Source organism: Dactylosporangium fulvum (genome assembly GCF_025137375.1).
Lineage (GTDB): Bacteria > Actinomycetota > Actinomycetes > Mycobacteriales > Micromonosporaceae > Dactylosporangium > Dactylosporangium fulvum.
Genome location: NZ_CP073720.1, coordinates 5,742,764 through 5,763,977, shown reverse-complemented (window position 1 = coordinate 5,763,977; position 21,214 = coordinate 5,742,764). Strand labels below are relative to the sequence as shown.

Here is a 21,214-nt window from a genome sequence, read left to right as displayed (position 1 = left end):
GAGAGCGCTCTCGCCTCTATCGTCCGCAGCGGCAGCAGTACCGCAGCGAGCCGAGAATGCGAGTCCGACATGCACCACCGAAGGCCGACGATCCTGGACGTCGCCCGCGCGGCCGGCGTCTCCCGCGCGACCGCGTCCCGAGTGATCAACAACGTGCCCGGCGCATCCGACGTCGTCCGCTCACGTGTGCACCAGGTCGTCGCCGATCTCGGCTACCGCCCCAACGAGATCGCCCGCGCCCTCGCCTCCGGCCGGCGCGGCGTCGTCGACCTCGTCGTGTTCGCCCCCGATCCGGGCCTGTCCTGGCTCGGCGTCCACCCGTACTACAGCCGGGTCCTGGCCGGGATGATGCCGGTGCTCGACGGCAGGGACGCCCAGCTGCGTGTCCACGTCGCCCAGGCGGACGGGTCCGCCGCGGTGATCGACACGGTCGCCGAGGCCGCGACCGCCGGCGCCGTCCTGGTCAACGTCCCGCCGGAGCTGGCGCTGCGGTTCCACGCCCGCTGCCGCCGGGTCGTGTCGCTGACCGCCACCGCCGACCGGGTGCCGGCGGTCGACGCCGAGAACGCCGCCGGCGCGTACGCCGCCGTCAGCCACCTCCACCGGCTCGGCCGGCGCCGCATCGCCGCCGTCCACGGACCGGCGTCCAACTCCTGCGCGGCGGACCGCCGGGTGGGCTACCTCGCGGCGGTCCGCGACCTCGGGCTGCCCGGCATCAACGCCGACGGCGGGTTCATCCGCGAGGGCGGCCACCGGGCGGCGCTGCAACTGCTTGCCGACCACCCCGACATCGACGGCCTCTTCGTGGCGTGCGACCTGATGGGCGCCGGCGCCGTCCAGGCGATCACCGCCGCCGGCCGGAAGATCCCCGACGACGTCGCCGTCGTCGGCTTCGACGACAGCATCGCGGCGACCTGCTCGAACCCGCCCCTGACCACCGTGCGCCTGCCCGTCGAGGAGATGGCCGCCGAGGCCACCTCCGCGCTCCTCGACGGCACCGTCACCCCCGGATGGCGGCGGATGTTCACCGTCGAGCTCGTCGTCCGCGAGAGCGCGGGCCCGGCGTGACGGCCGCGACCCGGGCGACGTACCTGGTGTTCGCGGCCTGCGGGTTCCACCTGGCCAGCTGGGCGGCCCGCATCCCGCAGCTGCGCGACCACCTGCACCTCCAGCCCTCGCAGCTGGGCTGGGTACTGCTCGGCGCCGCGGGCGGGGCGCTGCTGTCCCGGCCGCTGTCCGGCCCGCTCGTGGCCCACCTCGGCCAGCGGTGGACGGTGACCGTGTCGGCCCTCGTCGGCGGCCTCGGCCTGGCCGTCACCGGGCTCGGCGACGTCGCCGGCCTCGGGGTGCTCGTCGCGGGCCTGGCCGTCATCGGGCTCGCGACCTCGGTGTGGGACGTCGCGATGAACGTGCAGGGCGCCGCCGTCGAACGCGCCCTCGGCCGGTCGATCATGCCGCGGTTCCACGCCGCCTTCGCCGCCGGGACGGTCGCCGGTGCGGGGCTCGGCGCGGTGATGGTCGCCCTGGCCGTGCCGGTCGCGGTCCACCTGGGCGCCGTGGCGGTGGTGATCGCCGCCGCCGTGCCGCTGGCCGCCCGGGACTACCTGCCCGAGCCGGCCGCCGGCAGTGCGGAGGACGGCCCGCCCGGCGGCGCCGCGCGCGGCTCGCTGCGCGCCTGGCGGGAGCCGCGCACGCTGCTCATCGGGGTGTTCGTCCTGACCTTCGCCTTCGCCGAGGGCGCCGCCAACGACTGGATCGCCGTCGCGCTCATCGACGGCCACCACGCCGCACCGGCGGTGGGCACCCTCGGCTTCGCGATCTTCCTGACCGCGCTCACCGTAGCCCGCTGGTTCGGCGGTGTCCTGCTCGACCGCTACGGCCGAGTGCCGGTGCTGCGGGCGCTCGGCGCCGTCACGATCGTTGGCCTGCTACTGTTCGTGTTCGCCCCGAACATCCCTGTCGCGCTGGCCGGCGTGCTGCTCTGGGGCGCCGGCGTAGCCTTCGGCTACCCGGTCGGCATGAGCGCCGGCGCCGACGACCCCCGGCACGCCGCCGGCCGCGTCGCCGTCGTCTCGACCCTCGGCAAGATCGCCGCCTTCGCGGGGCCGCCGCTGGTCGGGTTCCTCGGCGACCATGTCACGGTCCTGCGCGCGCTCGTCGTCGTGGCCGCCCTGCAGGCCGTGGCGGTGGCGGTCGCCGGCGCGACCCGCCCGCTGACGCCCACCACCGATCCAGCACACCCGCCTGCGTCGCCTGGGTCGCTTGGGTCGCCTGCGTCGCTTGGGTCGCCTGCGTCGCTTGGGTCGCCTGCGTCGCTTGGGTCGCCTGCGTCGCCTGGGTCGCCTGCGTCGCCCGCGTCGCCTGCGTCGCCCGCGCCGGTTGGGCCGGTCGGGCCGGTCGGGCCGGTCGGGCCGGTCGGGCCGGTCGGGCCGGTTGGGCCGGTTGGGCCGGTCGGGCCGGTTGGGCCGGTCGGCTGAGGGTCAGGCCCCGGGTCCGCGTGTCGCCGGATCGGACTGCCCCGGACCGCGCTGCCGTGGTCATGCCTCGCTGGCAACGGGTCGCTCCAGCCAGTCTTGATCGTCGGAAGGATATGGCTGCCCCGGCGAGTGGCCCTGGTCGCGGGTTTCGACCAGGGTCGGCGTTCTTGGTCGAGTCCGCCACGCCTTTCAGGGTTCGGCACCCGTGATCGTGAACTTGCCGCAATCATGGTCAAGCGCCGGGGCGAAGCGCGCGGGACCGGGCGGCCAGTTTCATGATCGCGGAGCGTTTGTGCACCCCTGGAGCCTGTCGCGCAATTCGGATCCCTCGTGCGTCAACCCCGATAACCGCGCCGATCTTGGAGTTGTGGTCCTTGACAAACCCGGACAAATTCGGAGTTTCATGGCGCCACAACTCCAAGATCGGCGCGTAGTTGGGCCGCCAGCGCCGTCCCAGCGAATTGCGCAACAGGCTCCAGGGGTGCACAAACGCTCCGCGATCATGCAACGGTGGCCGAACCGCCCGACCGCGGCACTCATGATTGCGGTCGCGGCGGAGCCGGGACTGTCACGAGTCCCGCGGAGCCTCCGCGGTCATGAGCGATGGGTTGTCGTGGTGGGTTCCGGTCGGTTTGTGGCCGTGATCGCGGCAAGTTCGCGATCACGGGTGCGGCGGTTGAGTCTGGCCGGGGTGGTGCGGCTGCGGTTCGTAGATCAAGGGAAACTCCGGGCTGCCTGGACAGCCAGATGTTTCCGACGATCAAGCAACCCGGGTCAAGCCAAGCGCGGAGCACGGCCGCCCCGCACCACGGGGCCACGGACGCCGCGACCCGCCTCTGCAGCGCGGCTCCGCAGCCCGGCTCCGCAGCCCGGCTCCGCAGCCCGGCACTGTGGCGCCGCGCCCTCGTGATCGCGAACGTATCGCGATCATGAGCTACAACCGGGATCCGTGCGGGAACGCCGAGCCTCCGCGACCACGAGTCCGGGCCGGCGAACGGCCCGGGCAGGGTGCCGACCGTGAGGGGAGTCCGGCGGCCGGATCCGTCCATCGACCAATGATCGTCAGTCTTGCAGCAGCGGGGTCTCGCCGCGGAGCACCTCGACGGTCACGACGTGTTCGTCCCATCCGACCGTGATGCCGCAGACGCGGTCGGCGCCCGGCCATTGCACGTCGGCCCGGCCCAGTACGACCTGCGGCAGCGACACGTGGCTGGGCTGGGGGAGCAGGCTCTTGACGTTGCCGGTGACGATGTTCATGAGCTCGCCGGTGGCGTCGCGGACGTCGTCGGCCTTCACGGTGGCCGGGTCCAGCTCGAGCATCGCCGCGGCGACGCCGGTCGCGGCGTTCCCGGAGCAGCGCAGCACGACGTGGCCGAGCCAGGCGCCCGCGATGCCGACACTCGCGGTCACGTCCGGCTCGGCGCCGGCCTCCTTCCGCGTGGCGCGGGTCTCCGGCGTCGTGCCGAGGTAGGCGGTCCAGACCTGCCAGATGATCCCGCGCAGGTCGTCCTCGGTGATCGCGGCGCCGGTACCGGCGGCCGCGTTGTCGTGGGCCATCCGTCAGCCTTCCCGTCAGCCCTCGAAGGTGCGGGCCATGCGGGCCTGCTCCTCGAGCACCTCGTTGATCCGGGCCTGGACAGCGTCCATCTCGGCGATCTTGGTGCTGGTCGTGTGGATGCCGCCCGACACCGACTGCGCGCTGGCCTGGATGGCGGCGATCTGGCCGGTGACCCGGTTGGTGGCCTCGGCCGTCTCGCGCGCCAGGTCCTTCACCTCGCTCGCCACGACGGCGAAACCGCGGCCGACCTCGCCGGCCCTTGCAGCCTCGATGGTGGCGTTGAGGGCCAGCAGGTTCGTCTGGTCCGCGATCGTCGAAATGATTTTGATGACGTCGCCGATCGCGGCCGACGCCTGGCCTAGCGTGTCGACCTCGGCGGTCATCTCCGACGCCCGGGCCACCGCGTCCTGCGCCACCTGTGTCGCGTCGCCGCTGGCCGCCCGCAACCGGGTGACCGTGTCCAGCAGCGTGCGGGCCCGTCCGGCCGCCCGTTCCGAGCTGCGCAGGTTGTCCAGCCGCTGCGACACCAGCTGCTGCACGTTGCGCAGCGCCGAGATCCGCGACTCCGACAGGTCGAGGTGCTCGGTGGTGAAGAAGTCCATCGTGCCGAAGACCTGGTCGCCGCTCATGAGCGGGAAACAGATCCCGGACCGCACACCGGCCCGCTGCGCGGCGGGTGCCCGCACGCAGTCGCTCAGCTCCGCCAGGTCGCGCACGAACACGAGGTCCCGCGTCCGCCAGGCCCGTCCCGACAGGCCGACGCCCTCGGCGAACGTCGCGGTGAGCGTCACCTCGCGGAACTCCTCGCCTGCCGAGCCGGACTCGACCTTGAACCTCAGTGTCCGGTCGAGCTCGTCGACCTCCCAGTAGGAGCCGTACGCCCAGCCGAACGCGGTACGCACCGAGTCGAGCGCGACCCTCACCGCATGCTGCGTGTCGTGAGCGCTGCCGAGCGCCGCCACGACGTTCGTGACCGCCAGCCGGTCGTCGGCGACCTCCCTCAGCCGCACGGAGGCCAGCGCACCGCGCCGCGCCTGCTCGGCGACGCGCATGATGGCCGTCCACTTCTCCTTCCGCGCCTCGCCCACCACGATCGTCTCGGGCAGGAAGTGCTCGAAGGCGGCCACGGTCCGGCCCTCGTGTACGACCGGCAGGGCGGCCGCGATCTTCGCGCCGGCCCGCATCGCCGCCTGGCAGCGCAGGCAGTCCGCGCAGTCGGCGGTCGACGCCGAGTACACCGGACGGCCGCTCCGGAACGCCCGCCCCACCAGCCCCACGTCGGCCGGCATCGACCCGCCCTGCCCGACCGCCTGCAGGTGCGGGGTGATCGCGCCGGTCTCGTACGTGATCCGCAGCGTCGACGGGCCTTCCGGCAGCCAGATCGCGCCGTAGCTCATGCCGTGGAGCTCGACGAAGGTGTCCACCTCGATCCGCCAGGTGCTCGCCTCGTCGGTCGCGGCGGCGAGCCGGACGGCGAACTGCTCCAGCGCCTCGATGTCGCGCGGCGCACGATCCGGCGCCGGACTCGCGGACTCGGGCCTGCGCAGCAACCTCATGCGGTGTCCTCTCGTACCGTCGGATCCCCCTGTCCCATCGGCCGGCAGTCCCGACAGTTGACTGTTAGGGTCGCGCGGCGAGTGAAGATCTTTACGTCATCGCCCCGATCATCAATCCCGCGTTCATCGGCGGCCCGCGCCCAGCCCGCAGCGAGCCGCCGAGGGCCTCGACGCGCTCCCGCATGCCGATCAGGCCGTAGCCGCCGCGGTGCGGGTGCGGGTCGTTCCAGTGGCTGGAGTCGGCGTTCTACCTCGGGCTGGCCGGGCTCCTCGCGGCGCTCGGGATGTGGCGCATCCAGCGGCGGTGACGGCGCGATCCGATGTATCGATCCTTAAGGCGGGTCGAAAGCCGGCTTAAGTTGCCTCCGGGGCCCGGATACATCGGATGAAAATGTTGACAGCGGCCCAATCCCCGGTGCAATGTCATCGACATCGGATCGACACAGGCGAAAGTTTCGGCGGCTTTCCGTCCGTGACACACGCAGGTGCGTCGGCGCGCTCCTCGGCTGGAACTGAAAGGGAATCCCGATGAGCCTCTCCCGACGAAAGGTCCTCGCCGGCGGTCTCGCCGCCGCCGGTCTGAGCGCCACCGGTTACCTGGCCGCCACCGGGACCGGCACCGCCGAGGCGGCCAGCGCCCCCGGCGACGTCGTCGGCAAGATCTCCGTCGGCTACCAGGGCTGGTTCGCCTGCCCCGGCGACGGCGCACCGATCAACCAGTGGTGGCACTGGAGCCGCAACGGCGGGCAGCCCCCGTCGCCGAGCAACACCACCATCGTGTCGTGGCCCGACATGCGCGAGCTCACCCGCGGCTACACGACGGCATACGCGAACCTCGGCAACGGCCAGCCCGCCCGGCTGTTCTCGTCATACGACCAGCAGACCGTCGACACCCACTTCCAGTGGATGCGCGACTACGGCTGCGACACCGCCGCGCTGCAGCGGTTCAACCCGTTCGGCGGCGAAGGACCGACCCGCGACGCGATGGCGGTCAAGGTACGGCAGGCCGCCGAGACGTCCGGCCGCAAGTTCTACATCATGTACGACGTCACCAGCTGGACGAACATGCAGTCGGAGATCAAAACCGACTGGACCACGAAGATGTCCGCCTACACGGCGTCGCCGGCCTACGCGCGGCAGAACGGCAAGCCGGTCGTGTGCATCTGGGGCTTCGGCTTCAACGACGACGGCCGCCCGTTCCAGCCGGCGGCCTGCCTCGACGTCGTCAACTGGTTCAAGAACCAGGGCTGCTACGTCATCGGCGGCGTGCCGACCTACTGGCGCACCGGCGTCAACGACTCCCGGCCCGGCTTCCTCGACGTCTACCACGCCTTCAACATGATCTCGCCGTGGATGGTCGGCCGCACCGGCGACCTGGCCGGCCTGGACTGGTTCTACACCAACGTCAACGTCCCCGACCAGGCCGACTGCAACGCCCGCGGCATCGACTACCAGCCGTGCGTCATGCCCGGCGACCTGTCCGCCGGCGCCCGGTTCCACGGCGACTTCTACTGGCGGCACATCTACAACATGACGCGGCTCGGCGCGCAGGGCCTCTACGTGTCGATGTTCGACGAGTTCAACGAGGGCAACCAGATCGCCAAGACCGCCGAGAACGCCTCGATGCAGCCGACCAACTTCGGCCACCCCGCGCTCGACGCCGACGGTACCGCCTGCTCGTCGGACTACTACCTGCGGATCACCAACGACGGCGGCCGCATGTTCAAGAAGCTGACCCCGCTCACCGCGACACGGCCCACCCAGCCGATCGCCGGCGGCCCGACGAACCCGCCCACCGGGGGCGTCGCCCTCCGTTCGCGGGCGAACAACCTCTTCGTCTCGGCCCGCGACGCCGGCAACTCGGCGCTGCTCGCCGCGGCGTCGGCGGCCGGCGCCTGGGAGCAGTTCGACCAGGTCGACCTCGGCGGCGGCAACATCGCCCTGCGGGCGCGGGTCAACGGCCGCTACGTGTGCGCCGAGAACGCCGGCGCGGCACCGCTCATCGCCAACCGCACCGCGGCCGGCGCGTGGGAGACGTTCCGGCTCGTGCGCAACTCCAACGGCACGGTGAGCCTCCTCGCCACGGTCAACAACCGCTACGTCTGTGCCGAGAACGGCGGCGCGGCGGCCCTCATCGCCAACCGCACGGCGATCGGCCAGTGGGAGCAGTTCGACCTCGTGACCGCCTGACACCGGGGTGGAGCGCGGGCCCGGTGCCGGCCGGGCCCGCGTCCGGGTTTATCGTGAGGTGTCTATTTCCGTCACAAACGGGGGTATGCACCCATGTCCGTCCGAAAGAAGCTGCTGACGGCCGCGGCCGCCGGCGTAACCGTCGCCGCGACCCTGTTCACCGCGACCACCGCGTCCGCCGCGGCGGCACCCACCACCCTGCCGGCGGGCCAGTTCACGCTGACCGCCGACTACCACCGGTTCGACGCGCTCAACAGCGCCCTGGCCGGCATCCTCGGCACCGCGCCGGTCCACACCGTCATGGACAACGCCAACCACGACCGCACCGGGATCACCGACTCGCTGGGGCTGGCCGGCTACGTCGGCGGGTTCAAGTTCGACGCCGGCGACAACGGCGACTGCGCCAACTACCCGCAGGGCATCACGACCAGCCGCGACGCCGTCGGCACCGCGAACAGCGGCAACTACGACGGCCACCAGCTCGTCGTGGTCAGCTGGTACACGAAGGACGGTTGCGACGGCGCGCAGTCGCGCAGCCGGATCACACTCGTCGACTGGGACGCCACCTACCCCAACAAGTACCGGAAGGTGCTGCTCGTCGAGCCGACCGGCACCGCGGCGGCGCCCAGCTTCAAGGACATCCCGATCCACGCGGGCGGGGTCTCGTGGTACGGCGACTACCTCTACGTCGCCGACACCGGCCGCGGGATGCGCGTGTTCGACATGCGCAAGATCCTGAAGACGAACACCGGCGGCACCGCCGACCAGATCGGCCGTCAGTCGGCGACCACGTACTACGCCCACAACTACGCGTACGTGCTGCCCCAGATCGGCACCGTCACCGCCGGTACCACCTCCGGCACCTCCCTCGCGTGGTCGTCGATCTCGCTCGACCGGGTCAGCCGGTCGATCGTTATGACCGAGTACACCTGCCAGTCCGGGTGCACCAGCTACCCGAACCGCGCACCGCGCGCCGTACGCTTCCCGTTCGCCGCGGGCGCCACGACCTTCGCCGCCTCGACCACCGCGACGCAGGCGCTGCAGCTGCCCTGGTACAAGCTCAACGGCGTGGCGTCGCACAACGGCCGCTGGTGGTTCAACTCGTCCGGGTCGAAGCAGCTGTACTACTGGACCCCGTCGGCCGGTGCGCACACGTACGCCTGGGTCAGCGCCGGCGAGAGCATCAGCTACTGGAAGGACGAGACCGAGCCGGACCTGCTCTGGTCGCTCCAGGAAGGCGTCGGCCACCGCAACGTCTTCGCGGTGGAGCAGGCCGGCTACGACGGCTGACCGATCGTGTCCGCGGCCACGCCGTGGCGGCCGGCGCGCAGAGCGCCGAAGGTCCGTCAGATGGCGCGGGCTCAGCGGGTGATGAGGTCGTTGGCGCTGCGCAGCACCGGGGCCGTGCCCCATGCTGCCGGGTCGGCGTCGATGATCCCGGCACCGCCGGAGACGCGGAACGTCGCCGACTCACCCGGCAGCAGCGTCACCAGTTGCTGGTCGACGGTTGCGGCCGGGTCGAGGCGGTCGGGGAAGAGGGTGAGGTCGCGCAGGAGGGTGCGCGCGGTGACCTCGACCGTGAGCCCGCCGCTGTCGGGTCGCACCGTGACGTCCGCCGACGGGCGGGGGTAGGCCAGGTCGACGTCCTCGGCGAAGAACCATACGGTGCGGTCGGTGCCGCCGTCGACGACGATCAGTTCGGTTGTGGGGTCGTCGGGGGTGGTGATGTCGGTGGGCAGTGGGACGGTCACCGCGCCGCCGGCCGGTACGTCGACCGTGAATGTCACCCTCGCTCGTGGGGTGCCGTCGAAGGTCGTTCGTCGCACGTCGAGTGGTGCGCGCCAGGGTGTGGTGGCGTCGTTGACGGCGATGACGGTGGGGGTGTCGTTGCGGGGCTGGACGGTGGTGAGGTGGTCGGCGTAGACGCGGCGTAGTGCGTACCAGAGGGGCTTGCGCCGGCCGTCACCGTCGATCGCGGACCAGGAGGTGACGGGCCAGTTGTCGTTGAGTTGCCACAGTATGGTGCCTGCGCACAGGGGTCTGAGTGATCGGAAGTGTTCGATGCCGTAGGCGATCGCGCGGGCTTGGTTGAGTTGGGTGGCCCAGTGCCAGTCGTCGAAGGTGCGGGGTTGGGGGAAGTGGCCTTGGAGGCCGCGGGCGAGTTTGTTGTTGCCGCCGGTCGCTTTCTGGTGGTGGGCGACACCGGGGGAGTGCGGGGTCAGTGGGTTGTCGTTGACCGCGCGGCGCAGGGTGGCGTAGGCGGGTGGGGCCTGGAAGCCGAATTCGGCGACGAATCGTGGCCGGTAGGTGGTGTAGTGGCGGTAGTCGTGGGTGTTCCACACGTCCCAGATGTGCGTGGTGCCGTGTGCGGGGTCGTTGGGGTGTCGTGCCTGGTCGCCGGAGTACGGGCTGCCCGGCCAGTACGGCCGGGTCGGGTCGGTGCCGGCGACGATGCGTGGCAGGAGGTCGAGGTAGTAGCCTTCGCCCCAGGTGCGGCCGGCCAGGTCGTTCTGCCAGTCCCAGTCGTGGAAGCCCCAGATGTTCTCGTTGTTGCCGACCCACATGACGAGGCTGGGGTGGGGCATGAGCCGGACCACCTGTTCGCGGGCTTCGGCGGCGACCTCGGAGGCGAGGGGCTCCTCCTCGGGGTAGGCGGCGCAGGCGAACAGGAAGTCCTGCCCGGCGAGCAGGCCGTGTTCGTCGGCGAGGTCGTAGAAGTCGTCGCTTTCGTACCGGCCGCCGCCCCATACCCGCAGGTAGTTCACGCCGGCGGCGGCCGCTTGGCCGATCCGCTGCGCGTAGCGGGTGCGGTCGACGCGGGTGACGAACGCGTCGTCGGGGATCCAGTTGACGCCCCGTACGAAGATCGGCACCCCGTTGACGTTCAGCACGAACGGGGTGCCGTCGGTGTCGGGGGTGGTGTCGAGTTCGACGGTGCGGAAGCCGACGCGCCGCTGCCAGCTGTCCAGCACGGTGCCTGTGGTGTCGTGGAGGGTGACGCGCAGGTCGTAGCGGTGCGGGTCGCCGTGGCCGCGGGGCCACCAGCGGCGCACGTCGGGCACGTCGACGGTCACGGCGGCGCTGGTGGCGCCCGGCGGCACGTCGACGGTGGCGGTGTGCCCGCCGACGGTGGCGGTCAGGGCCAGCGGGGTGTCCCGCGCCGGCTCCTGGGCGTGTTCCAGGGTGACGTGGACCTCGGTCCGGCCGGTGCCGCCGTCGACCGTCACGACCGGGCGGACCTCGGCGAGGCGGGCATGTGACCAGGTGTGCAGGCCGATCGGCTGCCAGATGCCGGCGGTGACGACGGTCGGTCCCCAGTCCCAGCCGAAGTTGCAGGCCATCTTGCGGATGTACTGGAACGGCTCGGGGTAGGCGTTCGGACGCGCACCGACACTGTCACGGATCCGCTCGGCATACGTGTAGGCGGAGTCGAACCGCACGCTGAGCCGGTTACCGACCGGGCGCAGCACCTCCTTGACGTCGAACCGGTAACCCCGGTGCATGTTGGCCGTGCGGCCCAGCTCCACATCGTTGAGGACCACCGTGGCCACCGTGTCCAGACCCTCGGCGACCAGGTCCACCCGGTCACCGCCCAACCCGTCCGGCCCCGCACAGTCGAACGTGGTCTCGTACACCCACGACGTGCGCCCGATCCAGTGCAGACGCTCCTCGTTGTCGTCGAGATACGGGTCCGGGATCAACCCCGCGGACAACAGATCGGTGTGCACACAGCCCGGCACGGCGGCCGGTATCGGCTGCCGCGGTCCGTCGCCGGCCGGATCGGCCGCGCGCAGGGTCCACCCGGTGTGGAGGGGACGCAGGACAGGCATGGAGCGCTCCTGTATTCGAAGCTGGACTCATATCCAGCGAGATCCGAGCCACATCCGGGAGAACCACTCTGCGTACGTAATGTTCATTCCGCTGTAGATCGGATAGAAGTACGCGAAACAGGCGGCGACGAGCAGGATGTAGGCGCCGGCGATGATCGAGCCGACGAGCCGCTGGTCGCTGTCGGGTCGCAGGTGGCGGGCGGGGCCGATGATGGCGCCGAGGACGTAGACGACGGCGAGGACGAGGAACGGTTCGGCGGGCAGGGCGTAGAAGTAGAACATGGTGCGGTGTTCCGGCATGTTCTGGAACCAGGGCAGGATGCCGGCCAGTGCGCAGGCCATGATCAGCCAGGCGCGGCCGTCGCGGCGGGCGACGGCCAGCCAGCCGAGGGCGATCAGTGCGGGCAGGAACGACCACCACAGCAGCGGGGTGCCCAGCAGCAGGATCGCCGAGGCGCAACTGCTCGCGCTACAGGATACGGTGGCGTCCCAGTGGAAGGCGACCGGTCGGCCGAGCAGCAGCCACTGCCAGGGCCACGACTGATACGGGTGCCCTTTGTCCAGGGTGGTGTGGAACTTGTACGCCTCCTGGTGGTAGTGCCATAGGTTGACCAGGGGGTCGATGAGGCGGTCGTGTGGCAGGCCGTTGGTTGCGGCGTACCAGTGCCGGAAGTAGCCGTCGTCGGAGGCGAACCAGCCCCACCAGGTGCCCAGGTAGGTGACCAGCACGATGCCGGCGATCGCGGCGCTCCAGCCGATCCCCTGGGGGATGCTGTCGGTGATCCAGTGTCGCGCGCCCGCGCTGCGTCGTGTGCTGATGTCGAACACGAGGGCGGCGATCGCGAACAGGATGACGTACCACAGGCCGCTCCACTTGACGCCGCAGGCGAGTCCGAGTGCGACGGCGCAGGCGAGGCGGTAGTAGGGCACGCCGAGTTTCGGTCGCCGGTTGGGGTCGGCGCCGGTTTCGAGCAGGTGCAGCCAGCGGGTGCGGCGCTGTTCGCGGTCGAGGACGAGGAAGTAGAACGCCACGACGATCCAGAACATCAGGAAGATGTCGAGCAGGGCGGCGCGGGAGAGCACGAAGTGCATGCCGTCGAGTGACATGAGCAGGCCGGCGGCGCCGGCCAGGATCGTGGAGCGGAACAGTCGCCAGGCGGCCATCGTGATGAGCAGGACCGCGGTCATGCCGGCGATCACGGCCATGATGCGCCAGCCGAACGAGTTGTAGCCGAAGAGTTGCTCGCCGAGCGCGATCATCCATTTGCCCAGTGGCGGGTGGACGACGTATTGGGGGGTGTTGTCCTCGGGGTTCCACTCGACGCCGTGTTGTAGCAGGTCCCATGCCTCGTTGGCGTAGTAGACCTCGTCGAAGATCGTTTCTTTCGGGTGTGAGAGATTCACCAGCCGCAGCACGAGCCCGATGCCGGTGACCAGGATCGCGGTCAGCCAGAAATTCGGCGTGAATCGGCCCGGCCCGGCGAGCCGGCGGCGCACGATGTCGGGCACCGGATCGGTCCCGGCGGTCTCCGCCTTGCTCGTTTCGGTCAGCACACCCGAGGTCATTGGGCGATCGTAGAGTGCGGGACGACCTGCCGGGGGGCGCCTGCGGGCTGCCGACGGGCGGCGTGGCGCCGGGATCTATCCGTGGCCGGAGCGGGTGGAGCGCACCCTGCTCTGGCTCGGCCGGCACAGCGTCCACGAGGGCGAGCACCACCTCATGGACATCGGCCGGGCTAACGCTCCGACGGCATGAGGATCCACAGGATCGGGTAGATCAGGATCTGGCTGCCCGGGATCAGCATCAACACGAGGACGAACAGGACCCGGGCCAGCCACGGGTCGAGACCGAACCGCCGCGCGAGGCCCGCGCAGACGCCCCCGAGGACCCGGCCGCGTGCCGGCCGGACCAGTCCCTGCTGGTGCATCGCGCCGTACACCGTGTTCATCGTTGTGCTCCTTCCACCTGGGCTTGACCATTCCACTGTCGCCCGGACAGGCCAAGGGCGGCATCAGGAAGTCCCCTGACGCCGCCCCTGGAGTTTTCTCAGCAGGCGTTGCCCGCCGCGGTGGAAGCGGCACAGGGCCGAGACGATCCTGGAGCGGATCGAGTGGGCCGACGACTCGTCATGACGTCCGCGACGCCGGTGCGCGGGCCGCGAACCGTTCGATGATGCCGAGGTTGAACCGGTCGTGGCGCTCGACGGTGAATCCCAGCTCGACCGCCCACGGCAGTGGACGGCGCCCGAAGTGCTCGCCCTGCAGCGGCACGGTCACCGCGTCGACGACGGCCTGCAAGGCCCGCACCGGCCAGACCGGCGACGCCACGTGGTCGGCGAGCAGCAGCAGCCCGCCCGGCCGCAGCACCCGCGCCATCTCCGCCAGGGCCGCCCGGGCGTCGGGGATGGCGCACAGCGCGAACGTGCACACCACCGTGTCGAAGCGTGCGTCCGGGAAGTCGAGCGCCTGCGCGTCCCCGGTGTGCAACTCGACCTCCCGGCCGAGGTCCGCGGCCCGGCGTCGCGCGATCCCGACCATCGCGGGGCTCCACTCGACCCCGGTGAGCCGCACGGCGGAGGGGTAGTGGGGCAGATTGAGCCCGGTGCCGATCGCGACCTCGAGGGTGTCGCCGGTCGCCTGGCCGGCGATCCAGGCACGCGTGTCGCGGAAGAACCGGCGCTCGATCCCCGACATCTGCCGGTCGTAGGTGTCCGCGTGCCGGTCCCAGAGCCGCAGCAGGCGCCGCTGCCGCGACGACGAGGTCAAGATGCCGGGTGGCGGCCGAACCCGAACAGCTGCCACGCCAGAGCGGTGAGACGGTTGAGCGCGTTGGTGAGGAGTTGCCGTGCCATCGGATGGCGCGGCGCCGGCAGGAAGGTGATCAAGGATGCCTCCTGACGCGCGAGGGGACAGCTCAGATCGTACAACCCGATCGACTTCACCGGATGTCGCCGGTCAGTGACTTCCAGCCGCCGGTGATCTCCATGACCTTCCGGACCAGCCCGGTCGCACCGGTCACGCGCAGATCAGGCGGGTGCCGGCGTGGAACGGCGGGCCGGGCCGCTCCGTGGAGGGCGCGGCCTCCGCCGCCTGGCCGGCCCGCCGGAACCGGCCCGGCGCGGTGCCGAACCGGCGCTTGAACGCCGCCGCGAAGGCGAACTCCGACGTGTACCCGACCCGGTCGGCGATGGCGCTCAGCGGCGCGTCGGAGCGGCGCAGCAGCCGCGCCGCGGTCGTCATCCGCCACCAGGTCAGGTAAGCCAGCGGCGGCTGCCCGACCAGCGCGGTGAACCGCCGGGCGAACGGCGCCCGCGACAGCCCCGCCACCGCCGCCAGTGACGCGACCGTCCACGGCGCGGCCGGATCCCGGTGCACGGCCTGTAACGCGGCGCCGACCGCCGGGTCGCGCAGTGCCGTCGCCCAGCCGCGGGCCGGGTGCGTGTCGAGCCAGGTCCGCAGCACGTACAGCAGCAGCATGTCGAGCAGCGCCGGGACGAGCGCGTCGGTGCCGGGCCGGGGCCGCTCCAGCTCGGCGGCGAGCAGGTCGACGGTGGCCCGCAGCTCGGGGCTGCGCTCGAGGTGGGCCGGCAGGTGGATCAGGCCGGGCAGGTCCAGCAGCAGCGGGTGGGTGTGCGCGGGATCCAGCTCGTACGCACCGCAGAGCGTGACGCCGTCGGGTTCACCGGTGAAGGGCTCGGCCCGCAGCTCGGGGTCGCACGGCCGCGGCGGCGTCGCCGGGTCGTCGGCCAGGGCGTGTCCCTGCCCGTGTGCCATGAACAGCACGTCGCCGGCGCCCAGCGGCACCGGATCGGCAGCGTCGGGCAGCAGCCAGCACGACCCTCGCAGGATCACCTGCACCCCGGCCGCTCCCGGCACGCTCGCGAACCGCTGCCCCCACGGCGCCCGCCAGGCGAGGCGGGTGGACACCGGGCGCCCGGCGCGCATCACCGCGATGACGTCGCTGAGCACGTCCATGCCGCCCTCCCGCGGTCTCCGAGACGATCGCGTATGAACGCAACACTGCCACACATGGTTCGTCTCGCCCTGCGCGCCCAGGATCGTGGATGTGAGAGCTGCCCGCATGCACGCCTACGGCGACCCTTCCGTGATCCGCGTCGACGACGTGCCGGTGCCCGTACCGGCGCCCGGCGAGGTCCTCGTGGAGGTCGCCGCGACCTCGTTCAACCCGTCGGAGGTCGGCCTGCGCGCCGGGCTGCTGCGTGACGTGTTCGACCTCGACCTGCCGCACACCCTCGGCTGGGACGTGGCGGGCACGGTCGTCGACACCGGTGAACGGGTGGTCGCCCGGCTCGACACCGGCACCGCCGCGGAGTTCGTCGCCGCGGACCCCGCCCTGCTCGTCCCGGCCCCGGTGAGCGTGCCGCTGGCACACGCGGCGGCACTCCCGGTGGCCGGCCTCACCGCGTGGCAGGCCGTCGTCGGCCACGCCGAGGTCCATCGTGGACAGCGGGTGCTGGTGAACGGCGCCGGGGGCGGGATCGGCGGCTACGCCGTACAGTTGGCGAAGCGCGCCGGCGCGTACGTGATCGCGACCGCGTCCGCCCGCAGCGCCGGGGTGCTCCGCGCGCTCGGCGCCGACGAGATCGTCGACTACACCAGGGTTCCCCTCCACGAGGCCCTGGCCGCCCCGGTCGACACCGTCCTGCACCTGGTGGGGCGGGAGATGGATCTGGTACCGCTGGTGCGCCCCGGCGGCCGGATCGTGTCGGTCACGACACCGGTGCACGCGCCGCCCGCCACCGGCGTGACCGCGGTCCACTTCGTCGTCGGCAACACGCCCGGCGATCTGGCGGCGCTGGTGCGCCTCGTCGACGATGGCGCGGTCCGGCTGGACGTCAGCGCCGAGTACCGGTTCGAGGACCTGCCGGCCGTCCACCGCGCCGCCGAGGCCGGCGCCCTGCGCGGCAAGGTGATCGTCACCCCGTAGAAGCTCGGAGAGATCTCCATGCCGTGGGCCGTGTGGATCCTGATCGCCGCCGTGTCGCTGCGCGCCGTGGGGTGGCTGCTCCTGCTGTGGGACCGGCGGCCGCGCAAGGCGCACCGGCTACTCTGACGGCCATGGCCGAGAACAAGACGGTACCGACCGACGAGAACGTGGCGGCGTTCCTGGCCGCCGTCACCGACCCGCAGCGCCGGGCCGACGCCGAGCGGCTCTGCGCCCTCGCCGCCGAGGTCACCGGTGCCCCGCCGGTGATGTGGGGCAGCTCGATCGTCGGGTTCGGCTCCAACCACTACCACTACGAGTCCGGGCGGCAGGGCGACACCGCCGCCGTCGGCTTCTCCCCGCGCAAGCAGGCCCTGGTCCTCTACTACCTGCCGATGGACGAGACCCTGCTCGCCCGCCTCGGCAAGCACACGACCGGCAAGGGCTGCGTCTACGTCAAACGGCTGTCCGATGTGGACGAAGAGGTGCTCGGCGAGCTGATCCGCGCCGGATTCCAGGCCCGCAACGTCACGACCTGAGCGACTCCAGGAAGGGCACCACCGCGGCCGGGGACGGCATCGCGGTGATCTCCTCGCGCACCTCGCCGGCGGCGGCCCGCAACGCCGGGTCGGTCACCAGTCGGGACAGCACCTCGGCCGAGACGTCCCGCTCGTCGACCGCCAGCCCGGCGCCGCGGGCCGCCACCAGTGCGGCGTTGTGCCGCCGGTCGCCGGCACCGTTGACGACCAGCTGCGGCACACCGGCGGCCAGCGCCGCGAGCGTGGTGCCGGCGCCGCCGTGGTGGACGACGCCCGCGCAGTTCGCCAGGACCTCCGGGACCGGCACCCAGCCGGTGCTCCGCACGTTCGCCGGGCCGGCGAATTCGCGCGGCGGGCGGATCAGCACGAACTCGGCGTCAACCGCGCCGGCCGCCGCGACCACCCGGTCCATCAGCCGGTCCCGGCCCGGCCCGCCGGTCACCGTGCTGCGGCTCACCGCGATCCGCGGGCGTTCCCCGGCGGTGCCGAGCCACGTCGGCAGCTCGGCCTCGCCGCCGTAGGGCACCGGGCGCATCAGCCGGCCGGTCCGCCCCGGCAGCACACTCGGGGGCGCGGAGCTGATGACCGCGGCCACCGGCGGTACCTCCGGGAACAACGCCACCAGCGTCGGGCCGTCGAACAGCGAGTTCTCGTGCAGGACGGCAGGCACACCGACGGCCGAGGCCGCCAGCGCGCCGGCCACCGCGAGCGGCTCGTGGATCACGAGGTCGGGCCGCCACTGCCGGGCCAGCCCGGTGACGGCACCGGCGATGCGGTCGTTGACGGCCCGGAACAGCAGCCGGACACCGCGCGTCCCGGCCCGCCCGGCCAGCTCGGCCCGCGCGATGAGCGGGTGGCGCAGCATGATCGGCATCGCGATCGGTGCCATCCGGAAGCCGGGCGCGATGTCGTGCACCGGCAGCCCGGACTGCGTGACGGCCATCCCGTCGCCGCCTGTCGCGACGAGCACCTCGTGCCCGGCGTCGCGCAGCGCCCGGCCCAGCGCCACGAACGGGAACACGTGACCGACCAGGGGCGCCGAGACAAGGAGTACCCGCATCTGGCCGAGCATAGCCGGAGCGTGATCGTGGGAAACTCCTGGTCGCCGGGGCGGCCCGAAGTTTCCCACGATCATGAAGGCGGAGCGTCGAGGAACAGGGCAGAGGCGCGCGGCCGCGCGGCGGTGCTGAGACGGCGGCGCGGAGCCGTGCACCAGGGCGGACCCGGCGAAGAGCGGGCCGGCGGCGACACCGCAGGCCAGCAAGGCCCTCGTTGACATGGACGTCGCGCTTCCGCGAGATGGTCACCGGCTACGTCGGAGCCGGTGCGCGGATCCGGACACCTCCCGTCAGTCGGTCCCGGCGGGACGCATGGGGACGACGAGGTAGCGGAGGGCGGACGTCGGTGCGGTGAGCTCCGTCGCGCGCATGGCCGGCTGGATGCGCAGGTGGACGGGCTCGTGCGGGAAGGCGCGCAGCGCGTCGAGGAGGAGCCGCGCCTGGTACGACCGGGTCGCCCGCCCCTGGTGGACGGTGGCCTTGACCGTCTCCTCCGACTCGCCGCTGAGCGGGTCGCTCGCCCCGACGAGCACGGCACCGTCGACGACCTGGAGCGTCACGCGGCCGTGGGTGCCGGCGTAGCGGCCAGCGCGCCCGACTCGAGCTCCACCACGCACTCCGGGTCGACGGCGAGGAGGCGGTCGAACTGGGCGTCGGGGTATCCGCCGCCGAGCGTGGCGGTGACGACGCTGCCGTCCGGCCAGGACAGGCCGAACAGGTCCGGGCCGGCGTGCACGCCCACCGACTCGGCGCGGCCGAGCGCGGTCGCGACCTTGCCGAGGACGGCGGCCGGGACGAGCGCCTCCACGTCGGCGGCGGACGGCTGCCAGGGCAGGGCCGCGGCGGCCAGCCGGTAGCGGTCGGTGGCCAGCAGGGACAGGTGCCCGTCGGCCGAGCGGATCCGTACGCCGGTGAAGATGGGCAGGGCGTGCTCGCGGGAGGCCGCCCCGGCGACGGCCGTCGCCGCCGCGCGCAGGGCCGGGCCGGCGGCCTCACCGGCCCGCGGCGGCACGTCGGGGGCCGGCGGCCAGGGATCCGCGAGGACCGGCAGGGCGAACCGCGCGCTCGGGACGCGGACCGCGAGCCGGCTGCCCTCGGCGACCAGGCGGGCCTCGGGAGCGCCGAGGCCGGCGAGGGTCTCGGCCAGGCCACGGCGCGGCACCACCGCCGCCCCGGGCTGGTGGACCGTCGCCGCGACCCGGAGGCGGACGGTGAGCGCCCCGTCGGTGGCCGACAGGTGCAGGCCCGTGTCGTCGGCCCGCAGGAGGACCGCGGCGTGGACCGGCTGCGGCGAACGGATGGTGAGCAGCCGGGCGGTGAGCGCCGCCGCCTCGGCGAAGGCGACGGCGCTCACGGTCACGTCCAGGGTGTGCTCCGAACGGCGAGTCATACCCGGCACCGTAGCCACCGGGTATGACAAAAACCGCCGGGTCACCGCTCGATGCGGATCTTCCTCCAGGTTGGTGCCGACCTGCTTGATCGACACCCGGACGTGGGACCCGGCGTGCCCGCCCCAGCAGCGGTGCTTCGCCTTCACCGTCGCCCGGTTGCTGTTGGCCACGACGGTGTCCTTGACCCGGGCGACCTGCGGGGTGGTGTCCCGGACGGGAGCGGCGGGGGCGGTGCCGCGAAGCCGAGCCGGAGCCGGCGGGCGACGAATTCCGGCCGCCACGGCCGAGGATCATCCGATCCGCCACCTGGCGCGACCGTGTTGACCAGCGAGAACACATCTGCTGGGCGGAAACCCGGCCGGCGGACCGGAGTGCGTGTCCGGGGGTGTGGCGTGACCCACTGTCCGTCCGGTGGTCACCGGCCGTACCGGCGCTGACCAGCACCGATGCGGAGCGCCTCGATGTCGTGATCCGGGCCGCCGCGCTTGACTCTGATACCCCAGGGGGGTAATAGTTGAGGTACCCTGGTACCCCCAGGGGGTAGGGATCGGAAAAGGGAGCGGGCAAATGCAGACGACGACATACACGGTGACCGGGATGACCTGCGACCACTGCGTCGGCGCGGTGAGCGGCGAGCTGCGCCGCCTCGACGGGGTGCGCGACGTGCGGGTCGACCTCGCCACCGGTGCCGTCACCGTGACCAGCGACCACCCCCTCGACGACCGCGCCGTCCGCGACGCCGTCGACGAGGCCGGCTACGCGGTGGCGGGCTGACCATGCGCACGCCGCTGAAGCTCGGCGCGTTCGCGGCCGGGCTGGCGGCCGTCTTCGCCGCGTCCGTCGGGGCCGGCAAGCTCGCCGGCCCCACCGCGGCCCCGGTCGTCGAAGCCACCCACGACATGCCCGCGGGCACGGACCAGAACATGGGCCAGGACGCGGGCCACGACACCCAGAGCCACGGGTCGGGCACCCAGGGCGGGGGAGCCCACCTGCCGACCGGCCTCCAGGTCACCGAGGACGGCTACACCCTGACCCCGCTGACGACGACGCTCACGCCCGGCGCCACCCAGGAGTTCCGCTTCCGGGTCACCGGCCCGGACGGCAAGCCGGTCACGCGGTACGCGGTCGAGCACGAGAAGGAGCTCCACCTCATCGTCGTCCGCCGCGACCTCACCGGCTTCCGGCACGTGCACCCGGAGCGCGCCGCGGACGGCACCTGGTCGGTCCCGCTGGACGTCGCGGCCGCCGGGCAGTATCGGGTCTTCGCCGACTTCCGCCCCGCGGCCCGCGCCGAAGGGCTGACGCTCGGCGCCGACGTCGCCGCGCCCGGTGACTACCGGCCGCAGCCGCTGCCGCAGGCCGCGCACACCGCCACCGTCGACGGCTACACCGTCCGGCTCGACGGCGACCTGCACGCCGGTACCGCCGCGAAACTCACCTTCACGGTCAGCCGGGACGGCAGGCCCGTGACCGACCTGGAGCCGTACCTCGGCGCCAGCGGCCACCTCGTCGCACTGCGCGAGGGCGACCTCGCCTACCTCCACGTGCACCCGGACGGCACGACGTTCACCGCCGAGGTGCCGAGCGAGGGCAAGTACCGGCTGTATCTCGACTTCAAGCACGGCGGCACGGTCCACACCGCCGAGTTCACCGCTGCGACGGACCACTGA

19 protein-coding genes are annotated in these 21,214 nt (G+C 72.3%); 8 read left to right on the top strand and 11 right to left on the bottom strand.

The genetic code is table 11. The features are described from left to right. Positions 1-69 precede the first annotated feature (69 nt). Together Dfulv_RS27105 and Dfulv_RS27100 are read left to right on the top strand one after the other, a co-directional pair. Positions 70-1,068, top strand: coding sequence for a LacI family DNA-binding transcriptional regulator (locus tag Dfulv_RS27105; RefSeq protein ID WP_259856255.1), 999 nt, complete (start codon positions 70-72; stop codon positions 1,066-1,068). Beyond that, complete coding sequence (locus Dfulv_RS27100; protein ID WP_259856254.1) at positions 1,065-2,477, top strand: MFS transporter; 1,413 nt, start codon at positions 1,065-1,067, stop codon at positions 2,475-2,477. Before Dfulv_RS27105 ends, Dfulv_RS27100 begins: the two co-directional genes overlap by 4 nt. Positions 2,478-3,539: 1,062 nt before the next feature. Here the strand turns inward: Dfulv_RS27100 and Dfulv_RS27095 are convergent. Further along, positions 3,540-4,034 (bottom strand): chemotaxis protein CheX, encoded by a 495-nt coding sequence (locus Dfulv_RS27095; protein ID WP_259856253.1) that lies wholly within the window; start codon positions 4,032-4,034, stop codon positions 3,540-3,542. Between the two features lie 15 nt (positions 4,035-4,049). Then, entirely contained in the window at positions 4,050-5,591 is a 1,542-nt protein-coding gene (locus Dfulv_RS27090; protein WP_259856252.1) for a methyl-accepting chemotaxis protein, read from the bottom strand. A 528-nt stretch (positions 5,592-6,119) separates the two neighbouring features. On the opposite strand from Dfulv_RS27090, the gene Dfulv_RS27085 reads away from it, so the two are divergent. Both Dfulv_RS27085 and Dfulv_RS27080 read left to right on the top strand, forming a co-directional pair. Next, positions 6,120-7,781 carry a lectin gene (locus Dfulv_RS27085; RefSeq protein WP_259856251.1) on the top strand — a complete coding sequence of 554 codons (1,662 nt, stop codon included), beginning with the start codon at positions 6,120-6,122 and terminating at the stop codon, positions 7,779-7,781. A gap of 93 nt (positions 7,782-7,874) precedes the next feature. Further along, entirely contained in the window at positions 7,875-9,071 is a 1,197-nt protein-coding gene (locus Dfulv_RS27080) for a hypothetical protein (protein WP_259856250.1), read from the top strand. A gap of 71 nt (positions 9,072-9,142) precedes the next feature. On the opposite strand, the gene Dfulv_RS27075 is transcribed toward Dfulv_RS27080, so the two are convergent. From Dfulv_RS27075 to Dfulv_RS27050, 6 genes are all read right to left on the bottom strand, one after another. Next, entirely contained in the window at positions 9,143-11,611 is a 2,469-nt protein-coding gene (locus tag Dfulv_RS27075; RefSeq protein ID WP_259856248.1) for a glycoside hydrolase family 2 protein, read from the bottom strand. Positions 11,612-11,638: 27 nt separating this feature from the next. Continuing rightward, the gene (locus Dfulv_RS27070; protein WP_259856246.1) at positions 11,639-13,177 is read right to left on the bottom strand and encodes a dolichyl-phosphate-mannose--protein mannosyltransferase; all 1,539 of its coding nucleotides are present in this window, start codon (positions 13,175-13,177) and stop codon (positions 11,639-11,641) included. Positions 13,178-13,347: 170 nt separating this feature from the next. Beyond that, positions 13,348-13,560, bottom strand: coding sequence for a PspC domain-containing protein (locus Dfulv_RS27065; RefSeq protein ID WP_259856243.1), 213 nt, complete (start codon positions 13,558-13,560; stop codon positions 13,348-13,350). A 178-nt stretch (positions 13,561-13,738) separates the two neighbouring features. Continuing rightward, positions 13,739-14,377, bottom strand: a complete 639-nt coding sequence (locus Dfulv_RS27060) for a class I SAM-dependent methyltransferase (protein ID WP_259856241.1) — start codon at positions 14,375-14,377, stop codon at positions 13,739-13,741. Continuing rightward, on the bottom strand, positions 14,374-14,496 hold the full coding sequence (locus Dfulv_RS27055) for a hypothetical protein (protein WP_259856240.1): 123 nt from the start codon (positions 14,494-14,496) through the stop codon (positions 14,374-14,376). Before Dfulv_RS27055 ends, Dfulv_RS27060 begins: the two co-directional genes overlap by 4 nt. Positions 14,497-14,626: 130 nt before the next feature. Beyond that, a complete protein-coding gene (locus Dfulv_RS27050) occupies positions 14,627-15,586 on the bottom strand; it encodes an AraC family transcriptional regulator (protein ID WP_259856238.1) in 960 nt (319 codons plus the stop codon). A 91-nt stretch (positions 15,587-15,677) separates the two neighbouring features. On the opposite strand from Dfulv_RS27050, the gene Dfulv_RS27045 reads away from it, so the two are divergent. Both Dfulv_RS27045 and Dfulv_RS27040 read left to right on the top strand, forming a co-directional pair. Beyond that, positions 15,678-16,559 carry an NADP-dependent oxidoreductase gene (locus tag Dfulv_RS27045; RefSeq protein ID WP_259856237.1) on the top strand — a complete coding sequence of 294 codons (882 nt, stop codon included), beginning with the start codon at positions 15,678-15,680 and terminating at the stop codon, positions 16,557-16,559. 131 nt (positions 16,560-16,690) lie between these two features. After that, positions 16,691-17,095, top strand: coding sequence for a DUF1801 domain-containing protein (locus tag Dfulv_RS27040; protein ID WP_259856236.1), 405 nt, complete (start codon positions 16,691-16,693; stop codon positions 17,093-17,095). Here the strand turns inward: Dfulv_RS27040 and Dfulv_RS27035 are convergent. The 3 genes from Dfulv_RS27035 to Dfulv_RS27025 all read right to left on the bottom strand — a co-directional run bounded on the left by Dfulv_RS27035 (position 17,085) and on the right by Dfulv_RS27025 (position 19,714). After that, positions 17,085-18,155, bottom strand: coding sequence for a nucleotide disphospho-sugar-binding domain-containing protein (locus Dfulv_RS27035; RefSeq protein WP_259856235.1), 1,071 nt, complete (start codon positions 18,153-18,155; stop codon positions 17,085-17,087). The two genes, Dfulv_RS27040 and Dfulv_RS27035, sit on opposite strands and share 11 nt — an antisense overlap. A gap of 288 nt (positions 18,156-18,443) precedes the next feature. Continuing rightward, the gene (locus Dfulv_RS27030) at positions 18,444-18,713 is read right to left on the bottom strand and encodes a G protein-coupled receptor family protein (protein WP_259856234.1); all 270 of its coding nucleotides are present in this window, start codon (positions 18,711-18,713) and stop codon (positions 18,444-18,446) included. Further along, a complete protein-coding gene (locus Dfulv_RS27025; protein ID WP_259856233.1) occupies positions 18,710-19,714 on the bottom strand; it encodes a DNA polymerase III subunit beta family protein in 1,005 nt (334 codons plus the stop codon). The genes Dfulv_RS27030 and Dfulv_RS27025 overlap by 4 nt, the downstream gene beginning before the upstream one ends. Before the next feature lie 397 nt (positions 19,715-20,111). On the opposite strand from Dfulv_RS27025, the gene Dfulv_RS27020 reads away from it, so the two are divergent. Beyond that, positions 20,112-20,318 carry a heavy-metal-associated domain-containing protein gene (locus Dfulv_RS27020; protein ID WP_259856232.1) on the top strand — a complete coding sequence of 69 codons (207 nt, stop codon included), beginning with the start codon at positions 20,112-20,114 and terminating at the stop codon, positions 20,316-20,318. 2 nt (positions 20,319-20,320) lie between these two features. Then, entirely contained in the window at positions 20,321-21,214 is an 894-nt protein-coding gene (locus tag Dfulv_RS27015) for a hypothetical protein (protein ID WP_259856231.1), read from the top strand.